Source organism: Streptomyces uncialis (assembly GCF_036250755.1).
GTDB lineage: Bacteria > Actinomycetota > Actinomycetes > Streptomycetales > Streptomycetaceae > Streptomyces > Streptomyces uncialis.
This window is the reverse complement of the sequence record NZ_CP109583.1, coordinates 840,025-852,827: the sequence shown is the minus strand read 5'-3', so window position 1 is coordinate 852,827 and position 12,803 is coordinate 840,025. Positions and strand designations below refer to the sequence as shown.

10 protein-coding genes are annotated in these 12,803 nt (G+C 72.1%); 7 read left to right on the top strand and 3 right to left on the bottom strand.

The genetic code is table 11. From position 1 onward, the window contains the following. The first annotated feature begins 270 nt into the window (after positions 1 to 270). The 3 genes from OG711_RS03160 (at position 271) to OG711_RS03150 (ending at position 2,770) form a co-directional block, all read left to right on the top strand. Entirely contained in the window at positions 271 to 690 is a 420-nt protein-coding gene (locus OG711_RS03160; protein ID WP_073786233.1) for a hypothetical protein, read from the top strand. A 327-nt stretch (positions 691 to 1,017) separates the two neighbouring features. Continuing rightward, positions 1,018 to 2,220 carry a S1 family peptidase gene (locus OG711_RS03155; RefSeq protein ID WP_329558314.1) on the top strand — a complete coding sequence of 401 codons (1,203 nt, stop codon included), beginning with the start codon at positions 1,018 to 1,020 and terminating at the stop codon, positions 2,218 to 2,220. A gap of 124 nt (positions 2,221 to 2,344) precedes the next feature. Next, entirely contained in the window at positions 2,345 to 2,770 is a 426-nt protein-coding gene (locus OG711_RS03150; protein WP_329558313.1) for an SgcJ/EcaC family oxidoreductase, read from the top strand. 212 nt (positions 2,771 to 2,982) lie between these two features. Here OG711_RS03150 and OG711_RS03145 read toward each other — a convergent pair whose 3' ends face one another. The 3 genes from OG711_RS03145 to OG711_RS03135 form a co-directional block, all read right to left on the bottom strand. Beyond that, positions 2,983 to 4,341, bottom strand: coding sequence for a S28 family serine protease (locus OG711_RS03145; protein ID WP_329558312.1), 1,359 nt, complete (start codon positions 4,339 to 4,341; stop codon positions 2,983 to 2,985). A 125-nt stretch (positions 4,342 to 4,466) separates the two neighbouring features. Next, complete coding sequence (locus OG711_RS03140) at positions 4,467 to 5,396, bottom strand: hypothetical protein (protein WP_329558311.1); 930 nt, start codon at positions 5,394 to 5,396, stop codon at positions 4,467 to 4,469. A 354-nt stretch (positions 5,397 to 5,750) separates the two neighbouring features. After that, entirely contained in the window at positions 5,751 to 7,094 is a 1,344-nt protein-coding gene (locus OG711_RS03135) for a glycoside hydrolase family 18 protein (protein ID WP_073786222.1), read from the bottom strand. Between the two features lie 551 nt (positions 7,095 to 7,645). Between OG711_RS03135 and OG711_RS03130 the strand changes: the two genes are divergently transcribed. The 4 genes from OG711_RS03130 (at position 7,646) to OG711_RS03115 (ending at position 12,802) form a co-directional block, all read left to right on the top strand. Then, positions 7,646 to 9,322, top strand: coding sequence for an FAD-dependent oxidoreductase (locus OG711_RS03130; RefSeq protein WP_329558310.1), 1,677 nt, complete (start codon positions 7,646 to 7,648; stop codon positions 9,320 to 9,322). Beyond that, positions 9,319 to 10,818, top strand: a complete 1,500-nt coding sequence (locus OG711_RS03125; RefSeq protein WP_073786220.1) for an ATP-binding protein — start codon at positions 9,319 to 9,321, stop codon at positions 10,816 to 10,818. Before OG711_RS03130 ends, OG711_RS03125 begins: the two co-directional genes overlap by 4 nt. Further along, positions 10,815 to 11,165 (top strand): UBP-type zinc finger domain-containing protein, encoded by a 351-nt coding sequence (locus OG711_RS03120; RefSeq protein WP_099281437.1) that lies wholly within the window; start codon positions 10,815 to 10,817, stop codon positions 11,163 to 11,165. Before OG711_RS03125 ends, OG711_RS03120 begins: the two co-directional genes overlap by 4 nt. Positions 11,166 to 11,437: 272 nt before the next feature. Further along, the gene (locus tag OG711_RS03115) at positions 11,438 to 12,802 is read left to right on the top strand and encodes an NAD(P)/FAD-dependent oxidoreductase (RefSeq protein ID WP_073786218.1); all 1,365 of its coding nucleotides are present in this window, start codon (positions 11,438 to 11,440) and stop codon (positions 12,800 to 12,802) included. Position 12,803: the final 1 nt, after the last annotated feature.

Below are 12,803 nucleotides of genomic sequence, written 5' to 3'. Positions count from 1 at the left end.
CGGCCCGTCCGGCGGCGACCGTGTGCCGGGGCGTGCGCCGCGTCGTGCGCCGGGGTGCGCCCGTTCGTGCGTTCGGCCGCTCGGCGTGTGAACCGTCACAGGCTGAACCAAGCGGCGGCCGGGAGCGTATGAGCAGGTGAAACCGGAACGTACCGGCGAACCTGCCCACCCGGGTCCGACCGCCCCGGCCGGGCCCCGGGGGCGGCGCAACCGCCCCCGGGGCCGCCGGGGCGACCGTCCAGGGTGGCCGCGCCCCCGCGGAGGCCCCGCATGCCCATCAGCAGAGACACCGACCTCACCTCGTCCGACCCCGGCGGCGCGGCCCCGCCGCCCGCGCTGCCGCAACGGCTCCGGCGCTGGGCCGTCACCGCCCGCGACCAGGCCGCCGTCAGCGCGCTGACCGAGGAGGCCGGGCTCCTCGGCCGGGACGACATACGGCTCGTCCTCGTCAGGGAGGACACGGCCACCGGGCTCCGCTGCGACTGGTCCGCGCTCGCCCGCCAGCTGTACGTCCTGGAACTGTCCGCCGCCGAGCGGGTGTTCCTCGGCTTCGTGCTGTCCATGGCCGGTTCCCATCAGACCGCCCTGTCCAGGGTCCAGGAACTGGACGAGGCCCGGCTCGCCATCGTCCTGCGGGCCCTGGTCCGGCTGTCCGGGAACGGGCGGATAGCCGTCGGCACCCGGGTGTGAGCGGCCACCGACCGCCCGGTGCGCCTGTTCCCCGCGTCGTACCGGTGGGGCGCGAACATGCCCGGAACGGCGCGGAGTTCTGTGCCGTAGCGCGTACGGCCGTCGATGGCGGTCCGGTGAATTCCCGTCGGACGGAAGCCGCCCGTCCGTGGGCCGCTCGACGGGACCGCAGGTCAACGAGGTGCGGGGGAGACGGGTTTCGGCCAGCCGCCCCGGAGCGACGCGCGGTGGTCTGAACGCGGGGCGCGGCTCGCCCGTACTCAACGCCGTTCGGCCGCTCCACGGCTCGCCGCCACGGGCGGCACCGCTCCCCAGGAGGTCACCCCGTTGAAACACCAACGCATACCCAAGCGCAAGGCGGCTGTGGCGGGCGCCGCTGTCGTCGCCCTCGGCACCGCGGCCGTCCTCCTGCCGAACGCCGGTGCGACGCAGAGCGGCCCGGACACCCCGGCCCTGCGGCAGTTCACCCCGCCGGCCGCCTCCGAACTCTCCGCGCGGCTCGCCGACCGGCTGGGCCAGAACTTCGGCGGCGCCTACTACGACAGCGACGAGCGGCGTGTCGTCGTGAATGTCGCCGGTAACGACGACACGGCCGCGGACCAGGTCCGCGCGGCCGGAGCCGTCGTCCGCAGCGTCGAGCACAGCGTCACCGAACTGAAGGCCGCCTCCAGCACCCTCAAGGCCGAGGCCACCATCCCGGGAACGTCCTGGGCCGTCGACCCCGTCACCAACGAGATCCGGGTCACCGCCGACCGGACCGTCAAGGGCGCCGACTGGGACCGGCTGAAGGCCACCGTCGCCGGACTCGGCGCGGACATGGCCCGGATCGAACGGGCCGCCGGTGAGTTCACCCCCTTCGCCTCGGGCGGTGACGCCATCCTCGGCGGCGGCGCGCGCTGTTCACTCGGCTTCAACGTCACCACCCGCGACGGCGCCCCCGGCTTCCTCACCGCGGGCCACTGCGGGGTCGCCACCGCCCGCTGGACCGAGGCCAACGGCACCCCGCTCGGCACGATCCAGGAGGCGACCTTCCCCGGCTCCGGGGACCTCGCCGTCGCGTCGTACGACGACCCGGCGGCCCAGGCGCCGAGCGTGGTCGCCGTGGGCCAGGGCCGGACCGTCGCGATCCGCCAGGCTCTCGACGCGACCGTCGGCCAGGAGGTCTCCCGGATGGGCAGCACCACCGGGCTGCACGAGGGGCGGGTCACCGGTCTGAACGCCACCGTCAACTACGCCGAGGGCACCGTCAGCGGACTCGTGCAGACCGATGTGTGTGCCGAACCCGGCGACAGCGGCGGCCCGTTGTTCACCCGTGACGGCGGAGCCGTCGGTCTGACCTCCGGCGGCAGCGGCGACTGCGCGGGCGGCGGCATCACCTTCTTCCAGCCCGTCACCACCGCGCTGACCGCCTTCGGCGCGACCCTCGGCGACGGCGGCAGTGGCCAGCAGCCGCCCACCGACCCAGCGCCCCCGCAGGACGGCACCACGACCCCGCCCGAGGACGGCGCGCCGGGTGAGGACGACGACTGACGCGCCCCCGAAGCGGGCGGTCCGGCCGTCCCGGCAGCACGGCCGGACCGCCATCGGGCGTCCTTCGCGGCCACCGGGGAACAGCGCTTGACCTCAATCATGGTTGAGGCCGGATGCTGCTCCCATGAACGCGACGAGCATGGACGACAGGACCCGCGCGGCCGAGACCGAGGCGATCGAGCAGGTCGTCGCCGAGATCCAGTACGCGCAGCGCAACGAACTCCCCGACAGATTCGCTGCCTTGTTCCGCCATGACGCGATCTGGACGACGGGCCACGGCAAACGGCTCATCGGACGGGACGAGATCGCGGAGTTCACCCGCAAAGTGCTTCCCGGCTCGTCGAAGCACGGATTGGGTACCTATGAGGTGGTGCACATCCTGTTCGTCCGCCCCGATGTCGCCGCGGTCAAGGTCCGCCAGCGGTACGTCACCCCGGACGGCGAGCTCATCGAGAGCGAAGGTGAGGGCACCCCGCTCCATGTGATGTCCAAGGAGGACGGTCGCTGGGTCCTGACGGCCAGTCAGAACACCCAGGTCTTCGCCGAGTAGCCCGCACCCGGCGGAGCGCATCAGCCACCACCCCGAGCCACGCGGTCGCCGATCCCCCCACGGCACCCCGTGGCCCCCACCGGGGGTGGTCCGGAAGGCACCCGCCTCCGGACCACCCCCGCATCCGTGTGCCGGCCGCCGGTGACTCCGCGCCCACGAGGGTTCCGTGACCCCGTGTGTCGTGGTCGCCTTCGGCGTCCGTCCGGCCAGGTTCACTCGTCCCGCGAACCCCGGCCTCGCCCGCCCGCGCCCCACCGGCGCAGTGCGGTGACGGCCTCCGCGCGGTCGCCGGGCGACAGATCCGCGATCGTGACGTGGTGGTTGCCGCCCGGCACCCACAGCACGCGCGCGTCGCCCCGGCCGGTCCGGAAGGGCTCCGCGACGGAAGGGTCCTGGGTGCCGTTGACGAAGAGCAGCCGGGAGGCGCGCCGCCGCACCCAGCTGTCGATGTCGGGCATGGCCTCGGTGTCGAACCGCATCGGGATGTCCCGCGGCACGAAACTGCGGGGCTCGACGGCGTCCGGGTAGCGCAGCAGTCCGTCCAGATGGGCGGTGGGTACGTCGAGATAGCCGAGCTGTGTGCCGAGTTGGTACCAGTAGGGGATGAAGTCCCTCGCCGTGGAGTCCGCGTAGGCGGGCAGGGCGGCGGTCCGCTCCAGCCATGCGTACAGCGCGTCGGTGGAGGCGTCGGGGCCCGGGACGCCCGCGGCGTCCTCGGCGGTGTGGCGCTGCCAGAACATGAACGGCACCCGTAGCACCGCGGTCTCCAGTGCCTTGTCGGCGCTGCCGATGACGCGGAAGGTGTCGCCGGTGGCGGCGGCCCAGGTCTCGTAGCGGGCGACCAGGTGGCCGCGGCGCAGCAGCATCTCCCGCTGGACCGTCCTGAGCGCGTCACGGGCTGCGGCGGTGCCCACATGCTCCAGGAACCGCACATAGGCGGAGTCCTCGCGGTCGTCGACATTGTTCGGGGCGGAGTAGGCGACGGTCCCGTCCACGTCGTGCGGGTGGAAGCGGCGGTGGTACACGCTGGCCGTACCGCCCTTGCTGCCGCCGGTGGAGATCCACGCACCCGGGTAAAGGCGGCGGAAGAGGCGCACCACACGGTGATGATCCGCGGCGGCCTGCCGGATCGTCAACGTCTCGAAACCGGGAGCCGCCGGACGCGAGGTGCCGAAGAAGCGGTGCTCCACACCGATCTGATTGCCGCCGAGCAGGACAGCCGGTTCGGTCCGCCGTGGCACGAGCGGCACTTCGTATCCCGTGCTGAACAGGACGGTCGGGCGGTGGGCGGCGGTATGGAGCAGGGTCAGCCGCTGCTCGAAGGTCCCGGCCCCGGGCGCGCCGTGGTCGACCGGCTGGCGCAGCCCGAGCACGAAGAAGCGGTAGCCGGGCTCGGCGCCCGGCCGTTCCTCGATGACACGCAGGCCTGGCAGCGCCCGCAGGGCGTCCATCGGATCAACGGTGCCTACGGGCTTCCGCTCCGCGGCCCGCACGGGGGCCGCGGCCAGGCCGGCCGCCGAGGCCGCCGACGCGGCGGAGGTGAGCAGACGTCGTCTCGTGGGGGCGCGCATGCGGGTCCTTCCTGTGCCGACCGCCTCAAGTACATCGGGCGGCGGCACCTGGAAGATCCCCCACGCGAGGGGACCGGCTCCCCCTGCCGGGGGAGGGGGAGCACCGGACGGGCGGGAGGGAGCGCCTACGCGTTCCGTGACGCGGGCCGCGCGCGGACGAGCGTCCTCAGCATCGCGGCGCCCGTCGCCACCGCCGCGAGGTGCAGGACCGCCGCGAGCGCGAGGTTCTCCGGGAGGGAAGCGTCGGCCGGTCGTGCGACCGCCAGGTACAGGGTAAACGGGAACTTCCAGCCGCTCCAGGCGAACAACGAGCCCGAGCCCAGCCAGCCGAGCACCGTCGGACCCCATCGAGGGACACGCGCGGGCCGGCCCCGGACGGCAGCCCAGACAGCGGCGGAAGCCGCCAGGGCCCAGAGTCCGAAGACTCCGGACAGCGTGTGCCAGACGAGGTCCCGATCGTCGCGGTGGGCGACACCCGCGGTGCCGCCCACCGCCCAGTACAGCCAGACGAGACCGACCGCGGCGCCGACCGCGGCCGTCCACGGCGGCAGCCCTGGTGAGCCCCCTCCGCCGTCCCCGAGCCGCCCGGCGAGCGCCTCCGGCCAGCGCCGCCGCAAATACATCGGCAGCGCGAGGGCCAGACCCAGCCCCGTACCCACGAATCCGATCTGGACCAGCACGGCCTCCCAGACCGGCATCGACGGGTCGGTGCCGCTCCCGGATTCCGGAGCGTCCAGCAGCGAACCGAGAACGGCGTACGGGAGCACCGGGACGAGGAACCCCGTCCCGACCCAGGCGCAGAAGACCAGCGGCGCTCCCGGTATGCGGGTTCCCCATGGCCTCACCAGTGCGAGCGCCATCGCGATCCCGATGCCCGCCATACCGATCGTGGCGCTGTTCAGCAGCACCCACTCCGCCTTGCCGAACCCGGCCCCGACCGGCAGCAGCCCCAGGAGCGAACCGACCACCCACGACACCTTGATCAGCAAGTACGGCGTCAACGCCAGCGCCGCCCCGTATGCCGCGAACCGCCCGACCCGATCCCAACGATCCACCGGAACTCCCCTCTCAGGAAACGGAGTTCAAGCCTCGGTCCGGAGCGCGCCCGCAGACATCGACCGCCAGGCGTATCCGCCTCCCCACCCAGGACGAGGGAGCGTCGGCCGACAGGACCACCGTCCTGGGTGATCCGGGCTTCGCGGCGCACATGTGTGCCCGGGGCGGGCGGTCAGGCGGTGGAGCGGGTGGTGACCTTGCGGGTCACCCGGAGCAGGCATTCCTTGCGGTCGAGGGGGTTGTGGCCGGTGCGGGCCCGGGAGGGCGGTGTGCCGGGGCGGCGAACGGAAAGGTGCCCGGTGGGACGTGTGACCCCGTCCCACCGGGCACCGGCGTGGTGCGCGCGCCCGGGATCAGTCGTCGAGACCCCGGTCGATCGCGCGGATCGCCTCACCGTCGGCGGTGTCGCCGTCGAGCGACCAGACCATGGCCCCGCCGAGGCCCCGGTCCTGGACGTACTTGGTCTTGGCGCGCAGGACGGTCGGGTCGTCGTACGTCCACAGCGTCTTGCCGTCGAACAGCCAGGCGTCGCCGTTCTTCGTGCCGCGGTGGAGCTTGTACGTACCGGACTCGGCCAGCTTCTTCAGGGCCTTGTAGTCCTCGAAACCGGCCTGGAAGGTCGCGGGCGCCGGGCCCGTGTTCGGCTGGTGGAGACCGTCGCCGCCGCCGGTGACCCCGGTCCAGCCCTGTCCGTAGAGCGGCATCCCGACGACCAGCTTGTGGGCGGGAGCGCCGCGCCGCAGCCAGTCGTTGACCGTCTGGTGCACGCTGAAGTCGTTCTTGGCGTAGAGCGCCGACTGCTGGTTCGTGGTCCTCTCGCCGGACACGTGGAAGTCGTAGCCCTGGAGGTTCACGAAGTCGAAGTCGCGCATGATCTTGCGGACCTCGAAGCCCGCGTCGATCTTCGCCGGGGCGGTCGGCACGTACGCCGACAGCTCGTAGCGCTGGCGCTTCTTCTGCGACTTCGCGTACGCGTCCAGCTCGGTACGGAACTCGCTGATCAGCGCGGTGAAGTTCTTCTTGTCCGCGGGGGTGTAAGGCGTGTCGTCGTCGCCGGAGGAGCCCGGCCACTCCCAGTCCACGTCGATGCCGTCGAAGACACCGGCCGCCGCGCCCTCGCCGCCGCGGGCGCCGTCCACGGGCAGGTTGCCCTTGATGTACAGGTCGACGCAGGACTTGACCAGTGCCGTGCGCTTGGCCGGGGTGCTGACCGCGTTCGAGAAGTGGGTGGACCAGCTCCAGCCGCCGAGCGAGATCATGACCTTGAGGCCGGGGTGCTTCTTCTTCAGCTCGGCGAGCTGGTTGAAGTTGCCCGCGAGGCGCTGGGTGTCGTTGTCCGCGACGCCGTCGACCGAGTTCGCGGCGTCGATGGGCCGGACGTAGTCCGCCCACGGGTCGCCCTCGCCCGGGATGCTCTCGATGAAGCACTTGCCCTCGGGATTGACGTTCCCGAAGGCGTAGTTGATGTGGGTGAGCCGCGCCGCGGCGCCGCTCTTGTCGAGGTCCTGGACCTGGAAGTCCCGGCCGTAGACACCCCATTGGGTGAAGTACCCGATCCGCCTGAGATCGGGCTGGTTCTTCTTGTCCTTCTGCGAGCTGCTGGTGTCGGCCGAGGCGGGAGCCGTGACCATCAGGGAAACCGGAAGAGACGCGGCGCAGGTGGCTATGGCCAGCCTGGCGAGGATTCTTCGACGCATGTCGGGAAGTTATTGGTCTGGACCAGACCGGTCAAGAGGTTGAACCAATGACGATGGCCGGGAACCAGCCACCCCCCTCGCCCGGCCCCCGGTGCCACCGCCCCGGCTGACCTGGCGCTACCCCCTTTTGTCTGTCGCATTGATGAGGATTCGTCAGTTCCTTTCCTGGCATTCATCATTGCTGGTTCCGGCTGGTCCGGAACCGACCACGGAGTCCCGGTGGCCGGCCGAGGTGTCTCGGTAATCGGCCGCGGTGTCCCGGTGGCCGGGCGAGGTCTTTCGGTAACCGGCCGCGGTGCCACCGGAACGGCCGCGAGGTCGGTGCGCGCCGGACGGTCGCACGGCGGCGGGACCGGTGTCACGCGATCGCCGCCGCGTACGGCCGTCCATCGGAACGGCCGTACAGAGGAACGGCCGCCCGGACCGCCGTCCCCCAGCCCGCCCGCACCGGGCCCCCGCAGTTCACCCGGCGAGCCGCGCCACCGCCCCATACGATGGACCGGAGCGCCGAGTACGACGCCGTACTCACCGACCGGGGGGGCGGGAGACGTATGCCGGAAGCTTCCGTCGCTGCACGCACAGTGATCCTCACCGTGGACGACGACCCGGGGGTGTCCCGCGCGGTCGCGCGGGACCTGCGGCGCCGTTACGGCGGGGAGCACCGGGTGGTGCGCGCCGAGTCCGGGGACGCGGCGCTGGAGGCCCTGCGCGAGCTGAAACTCCGCGGTGAACAGGTCGCCGTCCTGCTGGCCGACTACCGGATGCCGCAGATGAACGGCATCGAGTTCCTCGAACAGGCACTCGACATCTTCCCCGGCGCCCGGCGCGTGCTGCTCACCGCCTACGCCGACACCGACGCCGCGATCGACGCGATCAACGTCGTCGACCTCGACCACTACCTGCTCAAACCGTGGGACCCGCCCGAGGAGAAGCTGTACCCCGTCCTGGACGAGCTCCTCGACACCTGGCGGCACACCGACCACCGGGCCGTTCCCACCACCAAGGTCGTCGGACACCGCTGGTCGGCGCGGTGCTCCGAGGTCCGGGAGTTCCTCGCCCGCAACCAGGTCCCCTACCGCTGGTACTCCTCCGACGAACCCGAGGGGCGCCGCCTCCTCGAAGCGGCGGACACCGACGCGCTGCGGCTGCCGCTGGTGATCACCCCCGACGGCACCGCCCTGATCGAGCCCGGGGACCAGGACCTCGCCGCCCGGGTCGGCCTCGCCACGACCCCCACCGCCGACTTCTACGACCTGATCGTCATCGGCGGCGGTCCGGCCGGTCTCGGCGCCGCCGTCTACGGCGCGTCCGAGGGCCTGCGGACCGTCCTGGTGGAACGTTCCGCCACCGGGGGCCAGGCCGGCCAGAGCTCCCGTATCGAGAACTACCTCGGCTTCCCCGACGGGGTCTCCGGCTCCCAGCTCACCGACCGGGCCCGCCGCCAGGCCGCCAAGTTCGGCGCCGAGATCCTCACCGCCCGCGAGGTCACCGGGCTGGAGATCAACGGCGCCGCCAAGGCTGTGCGGTTCTCCGACGGTCACGCCATCGCCGCGCACAGCGTGCTCCTCGCCACCGGTGTGTCGTACCGGCAGCTCGACGCGCCGGGCGTCGCGGACCTCACCGGCCGGGGCGTCTACTACGGCTCCGCGCTCACCGAGGCCGCCTCCTGCCAGGGCCACGACGTGTACGTGGTCGGCGGCGCCAACTCCGCGGGCCAGGCCGCCATGTATCTGTCCCGGGGCGCCAAGTCCGTCACCGTACTGGTCCGGGGCGGTCCGCTCGCCGCCTCCATGTCGCACTACCTCGTCCAGCAGGTCGAGGACGCCCCGAACATCACCGTCCGCACCGGAACCGTCGTCGAGTCCGCGCACGGCGCCGACCACCTCGAACAGCTCACCCTGCGGGACACCACCACCGGACACACCGAACTCGTCGACGCCCAGTGGCTTTTCGTGTTCATCGGCGCGGCGCCGCTGACCGACTGGCTCGACGGGACGGTCCTGCGGGACCCGCGCGGCTTCATCGTCGCCGGACCCGACCTCTCCGCCGACGGCGCGCCGCCCCCCGAATGGGAGCTGGACCGCGCGCCGTACCACCTGGAGACCAATGTGCCGGGCGTGTTCGTCGCCGGGGACGCCCGCTCCGAGTCCGCGAAGCGGGTCGCGTCCGCGGTGGGGGAGGGCGCCATGGCCGTCATGCTGGTGCACCGCTACCTGGAGCAGTCATGAACGGGCGACCCACCCCCCTGCCGTGCGAGGCGGCGGAACTGCGCACCCTGTTCCTCTTCGAGAAGCTGGCACCCGACCAGCTGGACCGGCTCTGCCGGGAAGGCGCCGTCGAGCGCTACGACACGGGCCCCGTGTACACCGAGGGCGAGCCCGCGACCTGCTTCTACGTCCTGCTCGACGGCACCGTCGTGATGTCGAGACGGGTCGGCGCCGACGACATCGAGATCAACCGCACCTCCGACCCCGGGGTGTACGCGGGCGCCTTCCAGGCCTACCTCGGGGACCGGGTCCCGCAGCGCTACAACAGCTCGCTGCGGGTCACCGAGCCCTCCCGTTTCTTCGTGCTGTCCGCCGACACCTTCGCCATGATCATGCGCGAGTGGTTCCCGATGGCGGTCCACCTCCTGGAGGGCCTGTTCTTCGGCAACCGCTCCACCCAGCAGGCCGTCGGCCAGCGGGAGCGGCTCCTGGCCCTCGGATCGCTGTCCGCCGGGCTCACCCATGAGCTGAACAACCCGGCCGCGGCGGCCGTCCGCGCCACCGCGTCGCTGCGCGAACGCGTCGCCGGGATGCGCCACAAGCTCGCCGTGATCGCCTCCGGCCCCTACCACCGCGACACCCTCGCCTCCCTGGTGGAACTCCAGGAACGCACCGCCGAACGCATCGCCAAGGCGCCGGGTCTGAGCCCGCTGGAGGCCAGCGACCGGGAGGACGCCGTCGGGGACTGGCTGGACGACCACGGCGTCGCCGAGGGCTGGCGGCTCGCCCCCACCTTCGTCCAGGCCGGACTCGATACCGAATGGCTCGACCAGGTCGCCGCGACCGTCGACCAGGACACCCTCGAAGGCGCCGTCCGCTGGCTCAACTACACGGTCGAGACGGAACTCCTCATGAACGAGATCGAGGACTCCTCGACGCGGATCTCCCATCTGGTGGGCGCGGCGAAGCAGTACTCGCAGCTGGACCGCGCCCCCCACCAGGACGCCGACATCCATGAACTCCTCGACTCCACCCTGATGATGCTCACCGCCAAGATCGGCCCCGGGGTGACCGTCGTCAAGGACTACGACACCGGCCTGCCGCGCATCCCCGCCTACCCCGGTGAACTCAACCAGGTGTGGACCAACCTCATCGACAACGCCGTCTCCGCCATGAAGAGCGTGCACCGCGCCGACGACCCCGACCAGGGCACGCTGACCGTGCGGACCGCCCGGGACGGGGACCGCGTCCTCGTGGAGTTCGGTGACACGGGACCCGGGATGCCCCCGGAGGTCCGCGGCCGCATCTTCGATCCGTTCTTCACCACGAAACCCGTCGGTGAGGGCACGGGGCTCGGACTGGACATCTCCTGGCGGATCGTCGTCAACAAGCACCACGGGGATCTTTCGGTGGCCCGCTCCGAGCCCGGTGACACCCGGTTCCAGGTGCGTCTCCCCCTCACTCCGGCGGACCCCGACCCGCCGGCCGACCCCCAGCCCCCCGAGGAGTCCTCATGAGCCTTCCCGACGGCATCGACCCCACGGCCCTGCCCTCCGGCACCGGTTGCGCCGAATGCGAGACCTCGGGCGGCTGGTGGTTCCATCTGCGGCGGTGCGCCCGGTGCGGCCATATCGGCTGCTGCGACAGCTCACCCGCGAAACACGCGACCGCCCACGCCAAGGACAGCGGACATCCGCTGGTCCGCAGCTTCGAGCCCGGCGAACAGTGGTTCTGGGACTACGACAGCGAGCAGATGTACGAGTCCGGTCCCGCCCTGGCGCCCCCGCAGGCCCACCCGGTGGAGCAGCCCGCGCCCGGACCCGTGGGACGCGTCCCGGCGAACTGGGCCGAGACCTTGCGCTGAGCCCGGGTGGCGGGTGCGCCGGACGAGCGGGTCCCGGGCACGGCCGACCGGTGGTCCGTGTGCTTCACGGTGCCTTTGACCAGGGCCTTCACCGGCCGGTCCGGCCGCCTGACACGTACTGTCCGCGGCCCCGCCCGTACCCCGGGTGCGGCAAGCGTGTGCCGCTTCGGGTGCGGGGCGGCGGACCGCCCTGAAAGATGGGGGATGCGCCGCCCATATGCGGGCAGGCGGGGCCGGATAGGGACGAGAGGTCTCAGGGAAGGACGGACACCGTGGCGCGACCCAGGATTCTCGTGGTGGGGGCAGGCTTCGCCGGAGTGGAGTGCGTACGCCGGCTGGAGCGCCGGCTCTCCCCCGGGGAGGCGGACATCACCCTCGTCACGCCGTTCTCGTACCAGCTCTACCTCCCGCTGCTGCCGCAGGTCGCGTCGGGCGTGCTGACCCCCCAGTCGATCGCGGTGTCCCTGCGGCGCAGCCGCAAGCACCGCACCCGGATCATCCCCGGCGGGGCCATCGGGGTGGACCCGGCGGCCAAGGTCTGTGTGATCCGCAAGATCACCGACGAGCTGGTGGACGAGCCGTACGACATCATCGTGCTGGCCCCCGGCAGTGTGACCCGCACCTTCGACATCCCGGGCCTGATCGACCACGCGCGCGGGATGAAGACGCTCGCCGAGGCCGCCTACGTACGCGACCATGTCATCGCCCAGCTCGACCTCGCGGACGCCTCCCACGACCAGGAGGAACGTGCCTCCCGGCTCCAGTTCGTCGTCGTCGGCGGGGGCTACGCGGGCACCGAGACCGCGGCCTGTCTCCAGCGGCTCACCAGCCACGCCGTCCGGCGCTATCCGCGGCTCGACGCACGGCAGATCAAGTGGCACCTCATCGACATCGCCCCGAAGCTCATGCCCGAGCTGGGGGACCGGCTCGGGCTGGTCGCATTGGAGATCCTGCGCCGTCGGGGCATCGAGGTCTCGCTCGGGGTGTCCGTCGCGGAGGCGTCGGCCGACAAGGTCACCTTCACCGACGGCCGGGTCCTGCCGTGCCGCACCCTGATCTGGACCGCCGGGGTGGTGGCGAGTCCGCTGATCGCCACGCTCGACGCCGAGACGGTCCGCGGACGCCTCGCCGTCCGCGCGGACATGAGCCTGCCCGGCGCCGACGGGGTGTTCGCGCTCGGCGACGCGGGCGCGGTGCCCGACCTGGTCAAGGGCGGGGACGCGGTGTGCCCGCCCACCGCCCAGCATGCGATGCGCCAGGGCCGCAAGGTCGCCGACAACGTCATCGCGTCCCTGCGCGACCAGCCGCTCCAGCCCTACGAACACCAGGATCTCGGTCTGGTGGTCGACCTCGGCGGCCGGGACGCCGTCTCCAAGCCGCTCGGTGTCGAACTGCGGGGGCTGCCCGCGCAGGCCGTCGCCCGGGGCTACCACTGGTCGGCTCTGCGGACCAATGTCGCCAAGGCCCGGGTGCTCACCAACTGGGTGCTCAACGCCGTCGCGGGCGACGACTACGTCCGCACCGGCTTCCTCGCCCGCAACCCGGCCACCCTGCGCGACTTCGAACACACGGACGCCTATCTCTCCGCGGAGCAGGTCCGCGCCCACACGGCGGCGCTACGGGCGTCCGGCACCTGAC

Coding starts and splice junctions, on each gene's coding strand:
- OG711_RS03130 (WP_329558310.1), top strand. CDS start 7,646: ATGCCGGAAGCTTCCGTCGCTGCACGCACAGTGATCCTCACCGTGGAC.
- OG711_RS03145 (WP_329558312.1), bottom strand. CDS start 4,341: ATGCGCGCCCCCACGAGACGACGTCTGCTCACCTCCGCCGCGTCGGCG.
- OG711_RS03120 (WP_099281437.1), top strand. CDS start 10,815: ATGAGCCTTCCCGACGGCATCGACCCCACGGCCCTGCCCTCCGGCACC.
- OG711_RS03150 (WP_329558313.1), top strand. CDS start 2,345: ATGAACGCGACGAGCATGGACGACAGGACCCGCGCGGCCGAGACCGAG.
- OG711_RS03125 (WP_073786220.1), top strand. CDS start 9,319: ATGAACGGGCGACCCACCCCCCTGCCGTGCGAGGCGGCGGAACTGCGC.
- OG711_RS03160 (WP_073786233.1), top strand. CDS start 271: ATGCCCATCAGCAGAGACACCGACCTCACCTCGTCCGACCCCGGCGGC.
- OG711_RS03135 (WP_073786222.1), bottom strand. CDS start 7,094: ATGCGTCGAAGAATCCTCGCCAGGCTGGCCATAGCCACCTGCGCCGCG.